The sequence below is a fragment of the Corynebacterium sp. 21KM1197 genome (assembly GCF_033783015.1).
GTDB lineage: Bacteria > Actinomycetota > Actinomycetes > Mycobacteriales > Mycobacteriaceae > Corynebacterium.
Genome location: NZ_CP123907.1, coordinates 234777 through 254321, shown reverse-complemented (window position 1 = coordinate 254321; position 19545 = coordinate 234777). Strand labels below are relative to the sequence as shown.

The window sequence follows — 19545 nt, the reverse complement described above, 5'->3', positions numbered from 1 at the left end:
CCTCCAGCATTCCACAATCCTTCCGGCTCTGCCGGGGCTGCTTAGCCGCGCCCTCATAGCCCCGAGGCGCGCCGCGCCCGGCAGTCCTCGGCGGAGATCTCCATAGCCGTGGCATAGACCTCCTCCAGGCGCTGCGCGGTCACCCCCCAGGAAAAGGCGGCGGCGTGCCGCACGGCCTGCTCCCCCATGCGGATACGCCCGGGATCGTCGTCAAGCACCTCCCCCAGGGCGCGAGCCCAATCGGCGGGGTCGTGCCCGTCCACGAGTATCCCCGTGGTGCCCTCCGCCACCGCAATGGGCAGCCCACCCGCGCGCGCGGCCACCACGGGGGTTCCCGTGGCCTGGGCCTCCAGGGCCACCAGCCCAAAGGATTCGTTGTAGCTGGGCACGGCCACCACATCGGCGGCCTGATACACCGTCACCAACTCCTGCGGGGGGCGCGGTTCTAAAAAGCGCACGCGGTGGGCCACCCCCAATTCCCTGGCTAGCTCGCGGTAGCGCGAGGCCGTGGCCTCGGCTCCGGAGGCCCCGCCGCAGATGAGCACCCGGAGGTTGCGCTCGGGGGCCTGTTCCAACAGTCGCGCTACCGCCCGGATCAACACCTGCGGCCCCTTAAACTCCTGAAGCCTGCCCACAAAGGCGATCACCTTGGCGTGCAGGGGCACGCCAAGTTCCCGGCGGGCGCGCTCGGTATTGCGGTCGGTGCCGGGGGTGAATAACTCCGTGTCCGCCCCCGGGGAGACCACCTCGATGCGCTGCGTGGGGGCGTCGTAATGCGAGACCAGATCGGCGCGCTCCTCCTTGGTATTCACCACCAGCACGTCCGCGTTATCCACTAGTTGCTGCTCGCAGATGCGGCGGGCCTCCGTCTCCGCGGAATCGTGCGCAGCGCGGTGCAGGTTCTTCACCGCCGCGAGCGTGTGCGCGGTGTGCACCAGCGGCACCCCCCATAGATCCCGCACCAGCCAGCCCACCTGCCCGGAGAGCCAGTAATGGGAATGAACCAGGTCATAGGTCAGCCCGTGGCAGCGCGCGAATTGCAGCATGCCCCCGGCAAAGGCCGCTAACTGCGTGGGCAGTTCCTCCTTGGCCAGGCCCTCGTAAGGCCCGGCCACCACGTTGATCACCCGCAGGCGCGGCTCCACCTCCACGATCTCCCCCTGGCTGGGGCGCGTGGCGCGGGTGTACACGTCCACCTCCACCCCCAGCCGGGCCAACTGCGTGGCAGTGGAAAGCACGTAGACGTTCATGCCACCGGCGTCCCCGGAACCCGGTTGTTGCAGGGGCGAGGTGTGCATGGAAATCATGGCGATACGCATGAAGCCCCATGCTACGACGCTCCCGCCGAGCGCGGCCTTCCTGCGGTGTTCCGGCGGCGTTCCGGCGGCACTCCGGCGGCGTTCCCATTCCGTTCCAGCCCTCCCCACCCCGCCTCACCTCGGCCCTCGCCCCGGCGCCCCTCCCGCCCGGCGGGAGCGCTAAGCGGCGCGTATAGTCAAGTGAAGGAAACTTATTGTTTTGTTGCCCAACGCGCGCCGCCCAGGGCGCTACAGGAAGGGAGACCGATGTCTGCCGCAGAAGAACAAGCGTGGCTCAAGCACTACCCGGAGTGGACGCCCCACCACCTCGATTACGGGGATACCACCCTGCTCGACATGTATGATCACACCCTGGCCACCAAGCCGGAAAAGCCCGCCACCTGGTTCTTTGGCCGCAGCCAAACCTACTCCGCCATAGACGAGCAGGTGCGCGCCGCCGCAGCCGGCCTGCGCGCCCTGGGTGTGCGCCCCGGCGATAACGTGGCCGTGGCACTGCCCAACTGCCCCCAGCACATCGTGATCTTCTACGCCATCCTCAAACTCGGCGCCACGGTGGTGGAACACAATCCCCTCTATACCGCCCACGAGCTTGAACACCCCTTCCTCGACCACGGGGCGCGAGTGGTGGTCACCTGGGATAAGTCCGCCGATGTGTTTGAGAAGCTGCGCGGCAGCACCCAGCTGGAAACCATCATCTCCGTGAACATGGTGGACGCCATGCCGCCGCTCAAGCGCCTGGCGCTGCGCCTGCCGATCCCGAAGATCAAAAAGACCCGCGCGCAACTCACCGCCCCGGCGCCCAACACGATCCCCTGGGACATGCTGCTCTCCCCGCAACTGGGCGGGGACGGCTCGGAGGTGGTCTCCCTGGAAACGGTCACCAAGGACACCATCGCCCTCATCCTCTATACCTCCGGCACCACCGGCGCTCCCAAGGGCGCGCAACTCTCCCACGGCAACCTCTACGCCAATATTCTCCAGGGCAAAGCCTGGGTACCGGGCCTGGGCGACCAGGACGAGCGCATGCTCGCCGCGCTGCCCATGTTCCACGCCTACGGCCTCACCATGAACGCCACCCTGGCCTTCCTCATCGGCGGCGAGTTGATCCTGCTGCCCAGCCCCCAAGTGCCGCTGATCATGGATGTGATGAAAAAGCACACCCCCACGTGGGTTCCGGGCGTGCCCACGCTCTACGAAAAGATCGTGGAGGCCGCCGCCGAGGCGGACATCACCATCAAGGGCGTGCGCAGTTCCTTCTCCGGGGCCTCCACCCTGCCGGTGAGCACCGTGGAGCGCTGGGAATCCATGACCGGCGGGCTGCTCGTGGAGGGCTACGGCCTCACGGAAACCTCCCCCATCATCGTGGGCAACCCCATGTCCAAGCAGCGCCGCCCCGGCTACGTGGGCATTCCCTTCCCCGACACCGAGGTGCGCATTGCCGACCCCGAGGACCTCTCCCGCACCGTGCCCGACGGCACCGAGGGCGAGGTTCTGGTGCGCGGCCCGCAGGTGTTCAAGGGGTACCTGAACAACCCCGAGGCCACGGAAAAATCCTTCCACGAGGATTGGTACCGCACCGGCGACGTGGGCGTGATGGAGCCGGACGGCTTTATCCGCCTGGTGGCGCGCATTAAAGAGATCATCATCACTGGCGGCTTCAACGTGTACCCCAGCGAGGTGGAGGAGGTCATGCGGGATCACCCGGACATCGCGGACATCGCGGTGGTGGGCGTGCCCCGCCAGGACGGCTCCGAGTCCGTGGTGGCCTGCATTACCCTCAATCCCGGCGCGGCCCTCGATCCCGAGGGCCTCAAGCAGTACGCGCGCGAGCGCCTAACCAGGTACAAGGTTCCCCGCACGTTCTATCACTTTGAGGAATTGGCGCGGGATCAGATGGGCAAGATTCGACGCCGCCAGGTGCAGGCCGATCTCCTAGAAAACCTGAACGCCAAGGGGGCATAGGGCTAGGCTTATCGACGTCCCCCGCCCCACGGCACAGATAAGAGCCTAAATAAGGGGCGGGCCTTCCGATCATTATGACCGGAAGGCCCGCCCCTTTTTATGAGCTGTCGAGCCCCCGTTGAGCCTTAGCCCACCAGGTTCTTCACAAACTCAGCCACGCCCTCGGCGTCGGACTGGGTCTGAGCGGCACCCGCAGCGCGAGCCGGCACGTGGACGAAGGCGGCGTGGTCCACGCGGCCCTCCTCCAGGAAGCCGAGGTTGGTGTACAGGGCCGCGTTGCACAGGTAACGGCCAGCGTCGTAGCTGGGGATCACGCGGTGCCCGGCCTGCTTGGTGGCCTGCTGGGCGGCCTTGTTCTCGGCGGGAGCGCGGCGCTCGGAGGGGTCGTTCTCATCCACGGCGCCCTCGCCGCGGTTGCCGTTGGCGTCCACGCCCTCGCGCTTGTTGTAGCCCATCAGCTCCACGGCCGGAGCCGGGATGCCGGTAGTCTCGCCAAGGCTGATGATGGCGTCAGGATCGTTGGCCTCCACCAGGGAGTCCAGGTCGGAGGCGAAAGTGCTCCAGTCCGTGGCGATCTCCTGATAGACGATGTTGTAGCCGTCCTGCTCAAGGATCTCCTTGGCCTGCTGGGCGACCTCTCCGGAGGAGTTGTGGTCGCGCGAGAAAGCGCCATAAGAGGTCAAAACGATAGTCTGGCCTTCACTTGCGGAGGCTACCGGAGCGACAACGCCCACAGAAAGGGCCGCGGCCCCGATCAGGGCGGCGGACTTCATTGCGGTCCGAGAAGATAGTTGCATGGGTTAAACACTACAGCCGACCCCAGTCATGGCAAGGGTTCTCACAGTTTCGCCCCCACCCACACCGGCTCCGAGACCAATTCGATACCAAAGTACCCCTTAACCCCGGCGATAACCTCCCGAGCGAGGGAGACCAAATCGACGGTTTTCGCCCCGCCCCGATTAGTCAGGGCCAGCGTGTGCCGGGTGGACAACCGCACGGGTGCCCCCTCCCCCGGGTAGCCGCGCGGGAACCCGGCACGCTCAATCAGCCACGCGGCGGACAGTTTGACCTTGCCCTCCCCCGCCGGGAAACGCGGCATGGTTTCCTCTCCTACTTTGGCAAAGGCGGCGTCGGCAAGCGCCTCGCTGACCACGGGGTTAGTGAAAAAGGAGCCCGCGGACCAAGTATCGTGATCCTCCGCGTCGAGCACCATCGCCTTGCCCCGGCGCACGCGCAGCACCGCCTCGCGCACCTGCCGGGCCGGAAGGCGCTGCCCGGGTTCGGTGGCCCCCACCTCCCGCGCCAGGGCACCGAAGCGCAACGGCGCGGAGAGACCGTCCGTGGATAGCTGGAACTCCACCTCCAGCACCACGGCCCGGTTGGTGAACTTGAGATTTGAATAACGGTAGCCCAAATCAAGTGATTTAGCGCTCACCCACTCGTCTTTTTCGGTGCCGCGATCCCACAGCCGCACCCGCGTGAGCACGTCGGAAACCTCCACGCCATAGGCCCCCACGTTTTGTACCGGCGTGGCCCCCGCGCAGCCGGGAATCCCGGACAGGCACTCCAATCCACCCAGCCCGGCCTCCACCGAGGCACGCACCACGTCGTCCCACACCGCCCCGGCCGCCGCGCGCACCAGCCCCGTCTCCCGGTCGATGTGCACGCGCGAATCCTCCAGCAGCACCACCGCGAGGTCGAGGTCACCATCGGCCACCACGAGGTTCGAGCCGCCTCCCACGATGAGCAGGGGCACCCCGGCCTCGTCGAGAACGCGCACCACCTCGGCGGTGGCCTCGGCGGTGGCACAGCGCACCGTGAAGCGGGGCCGCCCACCTAGACGTAAAGTGGTGAGTTCCGCGAGGCTCAGGGAGGTCTCGCAGGTGGCACCGTGGACATTATTGAGGCGCTGGGTCAGGGCTACATCACTCACCCCTCTCACGGTAGTCTCTAGGGCATGGCTACTCGTAGTGAGAACACTGTAACGATCAATCAGCCGGTGGAGAAGGTCCACGCCGCGCTCACCAACGCCGACTTCTGGGCCTATGACGTTGCCCGCCTCTCCCCCGAGCCGGGCGAGGTGCACGAGTTCACCGAGAACAACGGCGGCGGCGAGGCCACCCTCTTCGAGGTTCTGCCCCTCGACGTCCTGCCCGAGGCCGTGCGCTCCATGGTCTCCCAGGCCCTCAAGGTCAAGCGCGTGGTCACCGTGGGCCCGCTGACCGACGGCCGCGCGGAGCTGGAATACACCGCCGACGTCAAGGGCACCCCCGTGGACTACAAGGGCGAGGCCACCATCTCCGGCGATGACCAGACCACCACCTTCGATTATGAGAACGAGGTGTCCGTGAACATTCCGTTCATGGGTGGCGCTATCGAGCCCAAGGTGGCCGACGCCCTGGGTGAGATCTTCAACAACGAGGGCGAACTGATCTCCACCTGGATCAACGAGAACCTCTAAATGGCCGATCACGCCCATAACCTGCGGACGCAATTTCCCACGCAGGGCCCCGTGGGCGTGATCACCAGGGGAACCACCGGATATAACCGGCTGCGCCGCTGCGATCGTTGGCTTTATCACCACGAACCCGCACGGCGCGTTCTTCTGCGCGCCGATTCCCCCCTAGCCATCGACCTCGGCTACGGGGCCAGCCACACCACCACCGTGGAGTGGGCCAGGTGGCTGCGCCGCACCCGCGCGGACGTGCGGGTGCTCGGCCTGGAAATCGATCCCGCGCGCGTGCTCCCGCCCCAGGGCGGGGTGACCTTTGGCCTCGGCGGCTTTGAACTCGCCGGGCACCGCCCCCACCTGGTGCGCGCCTTTAATGTGCTGCGGCAATACGACGTCGCGGACGTCCACCACGCCTGGCAATCCGTTACCTCTCGGCTGGCCCCCGGCGGCCTCTTTGTGGAGGGCACCTGCGATGAGGTTGGTCGGCGCGCCGCCTGGATCGTGCTCGATCGTCACGGCCCCCGGAGCCTCACCCTGGCCTGGGATCCCTTTGATGTGGAGCGCCCCTCGGATGTGGCCGAGCGCCTACCCAAGATTCTCATTCACCGCAATATCCCCGGCGAGGCCATTCACCGCCTGCTCCGCGAGTGCGACGCCGCCTGGGATCACTGCGCAGGTTGGTCGCCCTACGGGCCACGGGTGCGCTGGCGCAAGACCAAGGAACTTCTCCGCGAGCGCGGCCTGCCCGTGGATCGGCAGCGCCGCCTCCTGCGCGATAATGTGCTCACGGTGCCGTGGGGAGCCGTCGGCAGCCCGGCATAGCCCCGGCGGGAGCCGTAGACTGTCTCTATGTCTAAAACGGCCAAGATTTTTAGCACGATCGTCGTTGTCCTGATCCTCCTGCTGGTCGCCGCGGAGTTTGGCGCGCGGTGGATCGTCAATAGGGATCTGGCTGAGGAATTCCGCGCCCAGGCTCAGTCCGGCGGCGTGGAACTCACCGAGGACCCCTCCATCTCCTTTGGCGCCTCCCCGGTGCTGCTGGGGCTGCTCAGCAAGGAGCTAGGCCAGGTATCCGTGCACACACCCTCCACCCTGCGCGTGGATAACGGCGTGGCCTCCGGGAACCCGGCGGCGGATATTTCCATGCAGAACCTCAATATCGCAGATCGCACCGACCCCGTGGCCGGGCACCTGGAGGCCACGGCCCACCTGAGCAACGAGTTCCTGCTGGCGCTCTTGCAGCAAAACCTCAACGGCACTGCGGAGAACTCCAACGATATTGGGGCGGCTTTCCTGCGGCAGTTGGTGCAGGTCACCGGCGTATCCTCCAACCCGGATACCAATACCATCAGCGTGGAGTTCAGCAACGGCGCGGGCAGCCTGGACTTTAGCCCCACCACCGCCGAGGGCCGCACCCACTTCGAGGTGCTCAACACCAAGGTCTTGGGCTTTGACCTTCCCCCCACCGTGACCGAGGAGATTTCCCGCCAGTTGCAGCAGGGCGTGGAAGAGCAATTGCTGGCCTCCGGGGGGCTTTCCATCACCAATGCCGAGGTCACCGGGGAGGGCCTGCGGGCCACCGTGAGCGGCGAGGGCGTTCACGTCTCCGACCTGCGCACCCCGTAACCAGATTCCGTCTGCTCAATCAACAGCACGGCCTCCGCCCCCGCGCGCCGCGCCACCCGCTCTATCTCGGCCCGGTTGGGGGCCTGGGCGTCAATCCCCACCGCCAAGCGCACCTGATCGGTGATGGCCTCGCGAGCGGTCACGATGTCCATCGTCCAGGAATATTCCCCGGCGGAGGCGTCCACCACGATCAACGCCCCGGTCACCCCGCTCTGCACCGCCAGGCGCGCCTCGGAGGCCTTGATGAGGGGGTGATGGCGGCCGGTGGGAAAGCCACAGGCCACCATCATGGAAACCCCCTCCGGCACCTCCGCTGGAACCCAGGAGGCGGGTACCAGTAAATCTTTCTCTCCCGCCGCCAGGGCCTCCTGCACGGCTCGGGGAGACTCCGCGCGGGTGAGATCCCGCATCACCAACCGCCCTGCTGGCCACCGAGCAGATCGCGCAATTGCGGGCGCAGATCCCACCAGTACAGCCCCACGATCACCACGCCGATGATGCCGAGGAAGGCAAACTGCGCCCCGATCAGGCAGGCGACAGTGCCCGCCGCCAGGAGGCCCAGCCACGTCATCTTGCTCTGACGATCCGCGGCAAAGAAAGCGTCCGGCCGAGTAAAGGCGAGCATCACGATTCCCACCAGGCCCGCCATCGCAACGCCCCAGTACAGGATGGGTTCCAGGTACATCACGCCCTTCAGTATCTGCCACAAAATGTCAGTCACGGTGGTTTCCTTCCTCGTGGATCGTCTCCGAGAGCACTTCGCCGTCGATAATATCCTGCGGCTGGCCCTCCTCATTCGCCCCCTGGCGCTGGGAATCCCAGGCCTCCCTGGCCGCCTCACTCACCGTCTCCCCCACGCGCTGATAGGCCTGCCCGGCCTTGGCCGCCGCCTCGGAGTCCCGCGTGGAGGCGGTAGCCCGGCCCACCCTCTCCACGAGGGAACTTAAGGCCTCACCCGTGGCTCCCGCCACCCGGCTGGCGCCCTCCCTCAGGGAATCCACGCTGCGCTGATCCGCGATGCCCTGGGCCGCCTCACGCAGGTGTTCCACCACCGTCTCCTCCTCCAGGGCGTGCCGCCCCCGGTCCTCGGGTTGGCGCAGATTCTCGCTGAACTCCCCGAGCACCTCCCCCGTACTGCGGGCGGCCTCACGCCCGGCGCGCAAAATCTCAGAAACGCGGTTCTTCCCTGAACTCATGAGGACGAGTATAGCCGGGGTTTCCCCCAGAAAACCCGGCCCGAATAAAACCCGAATGAACCAAGCAATTAGCCAAAGAGCAACTGAGACACCGCATAGATCACCAGGCCCGCCAACGCCCCCACGATGGTGCCGTTGAGGCGAATGAATTGCAGGTCCTTGCCCACCATCAGTTCGATCTTCTCGCTGGCCTCCTGGGCGTCCCAGGCCCGCACGGTATCGGAGATAATGGCGGTGATCTGGCCGGAATAGTTATTGGCCACAAAGGCCGCGGCGGCCACCACCTTGCGGTTTACCTCCGCGCGCAACTCCGGCTCTGCCTCCAGGCGCTGCCCCCAGTGCAGGGCATAATCCGCCACGGTGCGGCGCAGCAGGGAATCGGGATCATTCACCGCCTGGATCAGCGAGGTGGAGGCGGCGCGCCACAGCGCGGGGGCGGCCTGGGCCACGGGGCGCGAGGCCATGATCTCCGCCTTCCAGCCCTCCACTCGCTCGATCATCTGCGGATCGTGCTGCAAGTCCTGCGCCAATTGCCCCAGGAAGCGCCGCAGGGCGCGGCGCGCCTCGTGCTCGGGATCGGCGGAGACGTCGGCGGTCCAATTGACCAACTCGCGGTAGATCTTCTCGCCCACCAAGTCATTGACAAAGCGCGGCGCCCACACCGGCTTGCGCTCGTCCAGCAGGCGGATAATCAGATCCTGGGAGCCCTGTACCTTGCCATGCAGCCAGGCAATGGCGTCGTCGATAAGCGGCTCCGTCTTGCCGTCCTCGATGAGTTGTTCCAGCGCGCGCCCGGCGGGCGGCCCCCACTGCGGCTCGGCGGCCTTGTCCACCAGCAGGCGGCGGATCAGGGCCTCGGCGTCCTGCGGATCAATGGCCTGAAGCGCATTATTGGCCAGCCGCCCGGCCTCGGCGGAGACGCGCTGCGCGTGGGCGGGATCGGCCAACCAGCGCCCGGCATGGAGGGGAAGATCGGCGGTGGCCACCTTCTCCGTGATGAGTTCCGCGTTGAGGAAGTTCTCCCCCACGAACCCGGAAAGAGAATCGCCCAACTGATCCTTCTTCTTGGGAATCAGCGCGGTGTGCGGAATGGGCAGGCCCATCGGGTGCCTAAAGAGCGCGGTAACGGCGAACCAATCCGCCAGGCCACCCACCATGCCGGCTTCCGACGCCGCCCGCACGTACCCCACCCACACCGGGGCGCCGCCGGGCTGGTGCTGCCACCAGGAGCAGGCCAGGAAGATGAGAGCCGCCACGATCAGCAGTCCGGTGACCAGCGCCTTGTGTTTCCGCAGGGCGCGACGGCGCTCCTCCTCCACCTCGGGGTTAGGGCCGGGCACGGAGCGCGCCGGGCTCCCGGTACCAGCCGTAATTACGGCGGGTTTCGTACTCCCCGTGCGCTCCCGCCTCACGCTCTCCGCGCGCGCGTGTTCTGCCATGAACTCCGCTCCCTCCTATAGGCCCTGGAAGCCGGAAATAATGAGGCTCAGGCCGGTAATCAGGCTGATGAGTCCGGTGGCCACGAGCAATATCTTGCGTTGCATACATGACAGTGTAGAAAAGCGGGCCGCCCCTCCCCAGCTCGGGGGAGAAACGGCCCGCCTGCGCGCTTCGCGCGCCGTGTACGGGGATACCGGGATTTAGTTCTTCCGTCCGGTTTCCTTCACGTACTGCTTGTAGTAGCGGCGACCATAGCTGATCATCAGGGAACCAGCCACCAGCAGCACCACGGTCAGCACAATGCCGATCCACAGGAGCAGGTTAGGATTAACATCCGCTTGGCCGGTGTTACCAAAAACCATGAGGCCCACCGCAAAAAGGGCGATGCCCGCCGGGCAGAGCGAGGCGAGTACGAGCCCCATGCCCACCCAGGTCTCGGTGCGGAGCAGGGAGGAATGAGGGGCCTCATAGCTCACTGGCTCATAGCCGTCGATGTAGTGCATGCGCCCCACGGCTTCCGGGGTATGCGCGTTAGACATGAGCGTCGTACTCGCTTTCTACTCGTGCAGGTCTACAGACTCTGTAGGTTCAATGACCCTTAAGTTTAATCGTCCTTGCCTCGGAAAGCAGCTCGCGCCCTTTCCTTGGTCACGGCGGCCACGGCCGTGAGCGGGATACCCGCCGGGCACACGTCCGCGCACTCGCCGTACAGCGAGCAGTGGCCGAAGTTGGTTTCCAGCTCGTCCACCATCTTGCGGGCGCGCTTGCCGCGCTCCTCGGAGCCAAGCGGCAGCTTGGACAGGTGCACCAGCTTAGCGCCGGTGAACAGGTGCGCCGCGCCGTTGGGGCAGGCCGCCACGCACGCACCGCAGCCGATGCAAGCGGCGTGATCCAGGGCCCACTCCGCTGTCTGGTGGTTGAGGTGCAGGGTGTCCGCGTCCGGCGCGGTACCGGCGTTGATGGAGACGTACCCGCCCTGCTGCATGACGCGATCCAGCGCGGAGCGGTCCACCACCATGTCCTTGATCACGGGGTAGGCGGCGGAGCGCAGCGGCTCGATCTTCAGGGTGTCACCGTCGGAATAGTTGAACAGGCGCTGCTGGCAGGCCGGGGAGTTCTTGGCCGCGCCGTGCGGGCGGCCATTAACCAGCAGACCGCAGGTGCCGCAGATGCCCTCACGGCAGTCCGAGGCAAAGGCGTAGGGCTCCTTGCCCTCCTCGATGAGCTTGTCATTGACAAAGTCGAGGAGTTCCAGGATCGACATCTGCTCCTCGGCGTCGTCCACATCAACGCTCTCGAAAGCGCCGTCGGTGGTCGGTCCGGCCTGACGCCAGATCTCAAGATGAAGCTTCATTACTTGTAGTTCCTTGTCTGGAGCGGGATGGATTCAAAGTACAGCGGCTCGGCATGGCGGATAAAGCGGTTCTCGCCATCGGGCTCCCAGGCAGAGACGAAGCACCAGTTTTCATCGTCGCGCTCGGCCTCGCCCTCCTCGGAGAGGTGATCCTCGCGGTAGTGCGCACCGCAGGACTCATCGCGATCCAGCGCGTCCACGCACATCAGCTCGGCCAGGTTGAGGTAATCCGCCACGCGGGTGGCGCGCTCAAGCACCTGGTTCATCTCATGCTGGCTGCCGGGGATGCGCACGTTGGCAAAGAACTCCTCGCGCAGGGCGCGGATAGCCTCAATGCCCTCGCTCATGTCCTTCACGTTGCGGGCTACGCCGCAGGCCTTGTAGAGCAGATCGCCCAACTGGTTGTGGTAGTACTCCGGGCCGTGCGGATCGGTGCCCTGGGTGTTCATCAGGCGATCCAGGCGGGCCTGGGCGCGATCCAGGGCCTCGGTCACCGCGGCGTCATCGTCGGGCAACAGCGGCTCGTTGAGGTGGTTGGCCAGGTAGTTAGGCACCGTAAAGGGAATCGTGAACCAGCCATCCACGGAGGCGGAAAGCAGCGAGTTGGCGCCCAGGCGGTTCGCGCCGTGGTAGGTCCAGGAGCACTCACCGGCGGCAAAGAGGCCGTCAATGGAGGTCATCTCGTTGAAGTCCGTCCACAGGCCGCCCATCGTGAAGTGCACGGTGGGGGCGATGCGCATGGGGGCATTGTGCGGGTCCTCGCCGATGGCCTCCTCGTACATCTTGAAGAGGTTGGAGTAGCGCTCGTCCACGGTGGCGCGGCCCAGTCGCTCGAAGGCGTCGCGGAAGTCCAGGTAGGCGGAGTTCTTCTTGGGGCCCACGCCATAGCCGACATTGATCTGCTGGGAGATGGCGCGGGAAGCGACGTCGCGGGGCACGAGGTTACCGAAGGCCGGGTAGCGGCGCTCCAGGAAGTAATCGCGCTCCTCCTCGGGAATGCTGTTCGGATCGCGCTGATCGTCCTTTTCCTTGGGCAGCCACACGCGGCCATCGTTACGCAGGGACTCGGACATCAGGATCGTCTTGGACTGCCAATCGGCGTTGATGGGCAGGCCCGTGGGGTGGAACTGAATGAACGCCGGAGAGGCCATGTACGCGCCGTGCTCGTAGGCGCGCATCATCGCGGACGAGTTGGAGTTAATCGCCAGCGTGGTCATGCCGTAGACGTTGCCGTAACCGCCGGTGGCCAGCACCACGGCGTGCCCGGTAAAAGCCGCCAGCTCGCCGGTGATGAGGTTGCGGGTGACCAGGCCGCGCACGCGCTTGGTGCCGTTTTCCTCCGTGACGATGAGGTCCTGGAAGTCATTGTGGGTGAAGATCTCCACGGAACCCAGGTGAATCTGGCGCTGCAAGGCCGAGGCCGTGGAGAGCTGCAACTGCTGACCCGTTTGACCACGGGTGTAGTACGTGCGGGAAACCTGCACACCACCGAAGGAACGGGTGGCCAGGGTGCCGCCGTACTCGCGGGCGAAGGGCGCGCCGATGGCGTTCATGTGGTCGATCACGCGCACGGACTCATACGCCAGGCGCCAGCAATCGGACTCGCGGCAGCGGTAATCGCCGCCCTTCACGGTGTCCTTGACGTGGCGGTAGGCGCCATCGTTGTCCACCTTCTTGCCACGGGCGGAGTTCACGCCACCCTGGGCGGCGATGGAGTGAGCGCGGCGGGGGGCGTCGTGGTAGGTAAAGACCTTCACGTTGTAGCCCAGCTCGCCCAGGGCGGCCGCAGCCGCGCCACCGGAGAGGCCGGTGCCCACGATCAGCACCGTGAACTTGCGGCGGTTCAGCGGCGAGACCAGGTTCATGTGGTCCTTCTGGTACTCCCACATGTCCTTGGTGGGCACGCCCTTGGGCTCGTGGGCGTCCAAAACCCGGCCCACGGTCACGCCCGCCACGGTGGAATCAGGGGCGGTGAATTGCTTTTGGTTGCTCATCTTGAATCCTTGTAACCCTTACTTCCTTGCCTTAACTGATCCAACCGGCGGCCACGGAGAGCGGCATGATGATGTTGCCGAGCATGACCACGGCAGGCACCAGGTATGCCACAAAGAGCAGCACGGAGCGGGTGCGCTGGCCGGTGATGCCGAGGTCGCTCACCGCCAGCCAAATGCCGTGAGAAAGGTGCAGGAAGAGGATCACCATGCTCAGGATGTAGAAGATCGCCACCGGCCAACGGCTAAAGCTCGCCAGGATGTTCGCGTATACCTCACCGTGCTCAAACACGGCGCTGGCGGCCGGCTCCACACCCAGGGTCAGGTCCATGATGTGGAAGATGATGAAGAGCAGCAGCACCACGCCGGTGACCAGCATGGTCCGGGTGGTAAAGGAGTTCATGCCGCCCAGCAGGTTGGTGCGACGGAACTTGCCGCGCGAAGCGCGCGAGCGGCTGTGCAGCGCAATGGCTCCGTAGATGTGGATGATCAGGGAAGCCAGCAGCACGATGCGGAAGATCCACAGGATGGACTCGCGCGGGAAGATCGGCTCGCCCATCGTGCGCAGGTACTCGCCGTACTCGTTGATGGCGGGAACGCCCGCGTGATCGGGCATAAACAGCTTCAGGTTGCCCACCATGTGCACGAGCACAAAGCCGCCAAAAATCAGGCCGGTGACGGCCATGCCGAGCTTGAGCGCCCACGAGGGGACTTTAGGAGCCTGCCGCAGCGGCTCTTCGGTGATTTTGCCGTGACGGACTGCCTCACGGTCTGGATTCTTTACAGTCATGGCACCTCCAATGTCGTCTCAACCATAAGTGCGCGGCGGACAAAACTCACAGTCTCAAGACAGGTTCCAGCACGCCACAGCGGCTTTTTTATGAAATATCCCACCTTTTCTTAGGTGAGGGTTACCTTTAAGTTTGACGGCGTGAGGTTTACCTTATCGGCCACGAGGTGCAAAGACTTTGACGGAAGTTTCATCGGTGTCAGATAAAGTGAGTTTTGTCACTTATCGACGGTCGCGGGCGGGACGCGGGGGACACTAGCCCCGTAAGGCGTCAAACTTTCGTCGGTGCTGGTCACCGCGCCAAGCACGCGCCGAACCAGGCGCAGAAAAAAGGGACTGCCGATAGGCAGCCCCTTTCAACCCTCCTGCGACTTACAGGTTAATCATATGCCCCTCGATACCCTCGGCGGCCTCCTTGATCGCCTCGGACATCGTCGGGTGGATGTGGACGTTGCGCCCGATCTCCGTGGCCGTGAGATCAAAGCGCTGCGCCAGGGTCAGCTCGGCCAGCATCTCGGAGACGTTGGCACCCACCAAGTGGCCACCCAGCAACTCCCCGTACTCCGCGTCCGCCACGATCTTGGCAAAGCCCGCCGTCTCCGCCAGGCCCGCTGCTTTACCGTTGGCACTAAAGGGGAACACGGCCGTCTTGATCTCCCGATCCGGCCACTTCTCCTTGGCCGCCGCCTCGGTATAACCAAAGGAGGCCACCTGCGGATTACAGAACGTGGCACGCGGCATCATCATGTAATCGCCCAGTTCCTGCGTCTCCGCCCCGGCGATGGTCTCTGCGGCCACCACGCCCTGAGCCTCCGCGACGTGCGCGAGTTGCAGCTTGGCCGTGACGTCACCAATCGCGTAAATGTGATCCACGTTGGTACGCATGCGCTCGTCAATATCGATGGCACCGCGCTCGGTGAGCTTCACGCCGGTGTTCTCCAGGCCATAGCCCTCGGTGCGCGGGGCAAAGCCCACGGAGACGAGCACGCGATCCACCGTCAGGGTGTCCTTCTTGGAACCATCCTTGGATTCCACGTCCACCTCCACGGAGGAACCGTGATCCCGCACCGCCGTGGTCTTGTACCCGGTGAGGAGCTTGACGCCGAGCTTCTTGTACTGCTTGGCGATCTCCTTGGACACCTCGGGCTCCTCATTGGGCAGCACGCGGTCCATGAACTCCACGATGGTGATCTCCACGCCGTAGTTGGCCAGCACATAGGCAAACTCCATGCCGATGGCACCGCCACCAACCACCACCATCTTCTCCGGGAGTTTCTCATTGAGGATCTGCTCCTCGAAGGAAACGACGTTCTCGGAGAGTTCCACGCCCGGCAGGGTGCGCACCACGGAACCGGTGGCGATGATGACGTCATCGAAGGTCACGGTCTTACCGGCGTCCTTGCCCTCCACGATCTCGATGGTGGAGGCGTCCTTGAAGGAACCCAGGCCATCAATCTCCGTGATGGAGTTCTTCTTCATCAGGTAGTGCACGCCCTTGACAATCCCCGCGGAGACCTTGCGGGAGCGCTGGTGAGCGGCGCCGAAGTCAAAGGAAACCTCCCCCGAGATGCCGAAGGTCTTGGCCTCCTTATTAAAGATGTGGGCCACCTCGGCGTTCTTCAACAGGGACTTAGAGGGGATGCAGCCCACGTTGAGGCACACGCCGCCCCAATACTGCTTTTCCACCACTGCCACCTTTTTACCCAGTTGAGCAGCGCGGATGGCGGCAACATACCCGCCGGGGCCGGCACCGAGGACAACTACGTCAAAATGTTCGCTCATGGTTTCCAAGAATACGTAAGAGCGCTCACGTTGTCCCGGACGGCCCCCGCAACCCCCTAGAAAAGGTGAAGCGCCACGGAGAGTTCCGCGATATTTGAGGAACCGAAGTTGGCGGCACCGCCCAGAAAATCGCTGATGGTCACGGTGAGGTTCTCCAGCGGGGTCATGAGGTTTCCTTTCTCTAGGGAAGATCTGCACGCATGAGGATACGCCACCCCCTAACGGGGGCATATTGCCTATACATTTCCCTTAATGCGGCGATATAACACAATATATATAAAAAGTGACTTGAACTACGTTATGGGGGTCACTTTCCTGCCCTTTCCTCTCCCATCGAACCCCGGCGGGGCGTCGATAAGCCCCTAAGTATCCTCCCACCACGCTGCGCAGGGGTAACGGTCGGGGTAGGTACCCCCGCGTTTCCACCCGTAACCATTGCGTGATCTTTCCGGCCTTGTTACGCTGCTCCCATCTGTTCCAGCCCAGGGCTAACAAGGAGTACTTGCACACATGGATTTCCTGCTTAAGATCAACGAGTTCGTTCAGGGCCCCATCGGCGACCTGCTCGTCCAGCTGCGTACCGGCGGCATTCAGTTCCCCGAGCTTCCGGGCCTCCCGGCGCTCCCGGACATCAATCTGACCCCGCAGCTCACCCTGCCCGAGAACATCCAGGTGGGTGACCTGGGCTCCACCTTCGGTGACTTCTCTCCCGCCGAGATGTCCTCCGGTGACAACGGCTCCTCCAACCTGCTGAGCGAGCTGTCCACGGGCGATAACGGCTCCTCGAACTTCCTCTCCGAGCTGTCCTCCGGTGACAACCAGGGCGAGTTCTCCACCGACCTCTTCGGTGACACGAACATCTCCGAGCTGTCCTCCGGCGACAATGACTTCGGTTCCTCCAACTTCCTGAGCGAGCTGTCCTCCGGCGATAACCAGGGTTCCACCGACTTCCTGGATCTCTCCGAGCTTTCTTCCGGTGACAACCAGCTCTCCACGGACTTCCTGGGTGACTTCTCCGAGCTGTCCTCCGGTGACAACGGCTCCTCCAACTTCCTGAGCGAGCTTTCTTCCGGCGACAACCAGGGCTCCACCGACTTCCTGGGTGACTTCTCCGAGCTGTCCTCCGGTGACAACGGCTCCTCCGATGTCGCTGACCTGACCGAGCTGTCCGGCAACAACGGTTCCTCCGACATCCTGGACCTGGATCTCTCCGATCTCCTGGATCTGGACGGTAACCTGGACCTCCCGGAGATCCCGCAGTCCATCTAAGTCTGCGGCACATGCCCTCACGGCTTGGTTAAAAACCCTGGTGGACTCCCCACCGGGGTTTTACCCGTTTTCTCATACGTTATCCCCGCACCGACTTACTTCCACCAAGGGTTCCAGCATGAAGTTCCTCAAAACCGCCCTCGCCGCCCCGCTCGCCGTCACCGCGATTGCTGCGGCAGCCATGACGGCCACCGTTCCGGCAACCGCCGCCGAACTAACGGCCGCACAGGTGGCTGGTGACACCGCCCCCGCCACCATCACTCCCGTGCCCAGCCCCGCACCGGAGGGCTCACCGCTGTGGCGCACGATCGTGCGCGAGCACGGCGAGCGCGTGGAAGAGGTCAGCGCCTTTTCCCCGGCCATGAACCGCCACGTACCCCTGGCCCTGATTAAGGCCGATCGCCCGGACGCTCCCACCCTGTACCTCCTCAACGGAGGCGACGGCGGCGAGGGCACCGCCAACTGGGTGCAGCAGACCGACGCCATCGAGTTCTACCTGGAGAAGGGGATCAACGTGGTGATTCCCATGTCCGGCAAGTTCTCCTATTACACGGACTGGATCGAGGACGTGGAGGCCCTGGGTGGCCCGCAGAAGTGGGAGACCTTCCTCACCAAGGAACTCCCCGGAGCCGTGGAGGATTATCTTCAGGCCAACGGCCAGCGCGCCATCGCTGGTATGTCCATGTCCGCCACGTCCTCCCTGCTCCTGGCCCAGCACAACCCGGGCTTTTATGACGCCGTGGGTTCCTTCTCCGGCTGCGCCGAAACCTCCACGCCCCTCGGTTACGCCTCCGTGGCGCTGACCCTGGATCACAACAACCTCAAGGGACTTTCCTTTGAAAAGATGTGGGGCGCACGCGGCGGCGAGGTAAACCGCTATAACGACGCCCTGCTAAACGCGGACAAGTTGGCGGGCACCCAGGTGTACGTGTCCAATGGCTCTGGCACCGCCGGGGAGAATGACATGCCCAACGGGCCCCGCTTCAAGGATTACAACGACGTCCAGAAGGCCTGGGCCATGGCTCAGACCATCGGCCTGGGCGGGATCATCGAGGGCGGGACCAATATGTGCACCCACAACCTCAAGGCCAAGATGGACTCCCTGAATATCCCGGCGGACTTTAACTTCCACAACACCGGCACACACTCCTGGGGTTACTGGCAGCAGGATCTGCGCGCCTCCTGGCCCACCATCGCGCGCGGCCTCGGGGTGTAACGCCCCTCCCCACGGAGCGGAATCACGCCCTGCGCGCTCCGTCCGCGCCGTGGGCGTACCGCGCCCCTAAGGCATCTAGAAACATCGCGGCTCATTCCTCGGTTCCCACACAAGGGAACAGGGGCATGGGCCGTGTTTTTCATACCCCGGTCCCATTGCACACCCCTTGTTAGGGGACCACAGCCCCGCAGAGTGCCACAGGAGCCCCCTCAAGCACGCACCCACCGACCCCACAGAAGATAATGACAACTCACCTCGGGACAAAGAGAAACCCCACGCTCACCGGCCCAAGGCCCGGAGCGTGGGGAATCGGGGATCACCCAAACGGCGGGTTACACCGGCTCGGCAATCGTAATAACGTTATCGGCGTAGCCCAGCGAACCACCCACGAAGTCGCCGCCGCAGGTCACCAGCACCACGCGGTTCTTACCGTCCTGGTCGTCCATCACGTCGGCAAAGTCCGCGCCCTTGGTCACGTGGTAGGGAGCCTTGGTCACGCGGAACTCGCGGTCCTCACCGTTTACCGCGATGGTGAAGGTCTCGCCCTCTTCCATGTGCACGAACTTAGCGGCGTAGCCTTCTCCCTGTCCGGCAAAGTTCACGTGGCCGGTAATCACGGAGGAGCCCACGTTCCCCTTCGCTCCCGGCACAGCGGAGGCGGAGTACCAACCCAGGCGGGAAACGTCCTGCGGCGGGATGAGGGCACCTTCATCGGTCACCTGGATGGAGTCCACCGGGGCGCTCTCCGCGCCGCCCACGGAAATGGACATCTCGGAGACGTCATCGGACTCACCCGGTGCCATCTCCATTTCATGTTCTTGCTCGCCAGAATCGTCCACATAGGCGCTGGTGGGAGTGGACGCTGCATTGTCCTGAGCCGCGTCATCGCTCTTATTCCCCCCCACCAGGGCCCACACGGCGGCGATCACGATGATGGCAAAGATCACCACGCCGATGAGCACCGCGGGCCAGCGCTTCTTCTGCTCACCACTATCCGCCTTGGTGGCCCCGGAACTGGGCGGCTGCGGTTGTTGAGGGACGTTATTCATACTGCTCATATAGTCTTTCTATCCTTCAAGATGGACGGGTACATGCCCTCCCATGCACGGGGAGGAGCGCGGGGCTAATTCAGAGAACCATTATCCTGG

19 protein-coding genes are annotated in these 19545 nt (G+C 64.5%); 6 read left to right on the top strand and 13 right to left on the bottom strand.

All coding sequences use genetic code 11. From position 1 onward, the window contains the following. Positions 1–53: 53 nt before the first annotated feature. On the bottom strand, positions 54–1319 hold the full coding sequence (mshA, locus tag OLW90_RS01220; protein ID WP_319650496.1) for a D-inositol-3-phosphate glycosyltransferase: 1266 nt from the start codon (positions 1317–1319) through the stop codon (positions 54–56). 246 nt (positions 1320–1565) lie between these two features. Here mshA and OLW90_RS01215 point away from each other — a divergent pair, with 246 nt between their 5' ends. After that, a complete protein-coding gene (locus OLW90_RS01215) occupies positions 1566–3281 on the top strand; it encodes a long-chain-fatty-acid--CoA ligase (protein ID WP_319650495.1) in 1716 nt (571 codons plus the stop codon). A 125-nt stretch (positions 3282–3406) separates the two neighbouring features. Here the strand turns inward: OLW90_RS01215 and OLW90_RS01210 are convergent, their stop codons facing one another. Together OLW90_RS01210 and OLW90_RS01205 are read right to left on the bottom strand one after the other, a co-directional pair. Next, complete coding sequence (locus tag OLW90_RS01210; RefSeq protein WP_319650494.1) at positions 3407–4078, bottom strand: hypothetical protein; 672 nt, start codon at positions 4076–4078, stop codon at positions 3407–3409. A gap of 41 nt (positions 4079–4119) precedes the next feature. Next, positions 4120–5214, bottom strand: coding sequence for a UDP-N-acetylmuramate dehydrogenase (locus OLW90_RS01205; RefSeq protein ID WP_319650493.1), 1095 nt, complete (start codon positions 5212–5214; stop codon positions 4120–4122). Between the two features lie 24 nt (positions 5215–5238). Between OLW90_RS01205 and OLW90_RS01200 the strand changes: the two genes are divergently transcribed. Genes OLW90_RS01200 through OLW90_RS01190 form a run of 3 tightly spaced genes read left to right on the top strand, consistent with a single transcriptional unit; the run spans position 5239 to position 7359 of the window. Then, positions 5239–5742 carry a DUF2505 domain-containing protein gene (locus OLW90_RS01200; RefSeq protein WP_319650492.1) on the top strand — a complete coding sequence of 168 codons (504 nt, stop codon included), beginning with the start codon at positions 5239–5241 and terminating at the stop codon, positions 5740–5742. Continuing rightward, entirely contained in the window at positions 5743–6555 is an 813-nt protein-coding gene (locus OLW90_RS01195; protein ID WP_319650491.1) for a class I SAM-dependent methyltransferase, read from the top strand. Positions 6556–6582: 27 nt separating this feature from the next. Next, a complete protein-coding gene (locus OLW90_RS01190) occupies positions 6583–7359 on the top strand; it encodes a DUF2993 domain-containing protein (RefSeq protein ID WP_319650490.1) in 777 nt (258 codons plus the stop codon). Here the strand turns inward: OLW90_RS01190 and OLW90_RS01185 are convergent. The 9 genes from OLW90_RS01185 to lpdA form a co-directional block, all read right to left on the bottom strand. After that, positions 7332–7769: a hypothetical protein gene (locus OLW90_RS01185; RefSeq protein WP_319650489.1), complete on the bottom strand. Its 438-nt coding sequence runs from the start codon at positions 7767–7769 to the stop codon at positions 7332–7334. The two genes, OLW90_RS01190 and OLW90_RS01185, sit on opposite strands and share 28 nt — an antisense overlap. Continuing rightward, positions 7769–8080: a DUF2516 family protein gene (locus OLW90_RS01180; protein WP_319650488.1), complete on the bottom strand. Its 312-nt coding sequence runs from the start codon at positions 8078–8080 to the stop codon at positions 7769–7771. Before OLW90_RS01180 ends, OLW90_RS01185 begins: the two co-directional genes overlap by 1 nt. Then, the gene (locus tag OLW90_RS01175; protein WP_319650487.1) at positions 8073–8555 is read right to left on the bottom strand and encodes a hypothetical protein; all 483 of its coding nucleotides are present in this window, start codon (positions 8553–8555) and stop codon (positions 8073–8075) included. Before OLW90_RS01175 ends, OLW90_RS01180 begins: the two co-directional genes overlap by 8 nt. Before the next feature lie 68 nt (positions 8556–8623). Continuing rightward, on the bottom strand, positions 8624–9994 hold the full coding sequence (locus OLW90_RS01170; RefSeq protein ID WP_319650486.1) for a DUF445 domain-containing protein: 1371 nt from the start codon (positions 9992–9994) through the stop codon (positions 8624–8626). A gap of 201 nt (positions 9995–10195) precedes the next feature. Then, positions 10196–10534, bottom strand: coding sequence for a hypothetical protein (locus OLW90_RS01165; protein WP_319650485.1), 339 nt, complete (start codon positions 10532–10534; stop codon positions 10196–10198). Positions 10535–10599: 65 nt separating this feature from the next. Further along, positions 10600–11349: a succinate dehydrogenase/fumarate reductase iron-sulfur subunit gene (locus OLW90_RS01160; protein ID WP_319650484.1), complete on the bottom strand. Its 750-nt coding sequence runs from the start codon at positions 11347–11349 to the stop codon at positions 10600–10602. After that, positions 11349–13343, bottom strand: coding sequence for a fumarate reductase/succinate dehydrogenase flavoprotein subunit (locus tag OLW90_RS01155; protein ID WP_319650483.1), 1995 nt, complete (start codon positions 13341–13343; stop codon positions 11349–11351). Before OLW90_RS01155 ends, OLW90_RS01160 begins: the two co-directional genes overlap by 1 nt. A 31-nt stretch (positions 13344–13374) precedes the next feature. Next, entirely contained in the window at positions 13375–14130 is a 756-nt protein-coding gene (locus tag OLW90_RS01150; protein ID WP_319650480.1) for a succinate dehydrogenase cytochrome b subunit, read from the bottom strand. A 372-nt stretch (positions 14131–14502) separates the two neighbouring features. Further along, positions 14503–15912: a dihydrolipoyl dehydrogenase gene (lpdA, locus tag OLW90_RS01145; RefSeq protein ID WP_319650479.1), complete on the bottom strand. Its 1410-nt coding sequence runs from the start codon at positions 15910–15912 to the stop codon at positions 14503–14505. Positions 15913–16422: 510 nt separating this feature from the next. Here lpdA and OLW90_RS01140 point away from each other — a divergent pair. Continuing rightward, positions 16423–17181, top strand: a complete 759-nt coding sequence (locus tag OLW90_RS01140) for a hypothetical protein (RefSeq protein ID WP_319650478.1) — start codon at positions 16423–16425, stop codon at positions 17179–17181. 118 nt (positions 17182–17299) lie between these two features. Next, entirely contained in the window at positions 17300–18397 is a 1098-nt protein-coding gene (locus tag OLW90_RS01135) for an alpha/beta hydrolase family protein (RefSeq protein WP_319650477.1), read from the top strand. A 332-nt stretch (positions 18398–18729) separates the two neighbouring features. On the opposite strand, the gene OLW90_RS01130 is transcribed toward OLW90_RS01135, so the two are convergent. Beyond that, positions 18730–19455, bottom strand: coding sequence for a class F sortase (locus OLW90_RS01130; protein WP_319650476.1), 726 nt, complete (start codon positions 19453–19455; stop codon positions 18730–18732). Positions 19456–19545: the final 90 nt, after the last annotated feature.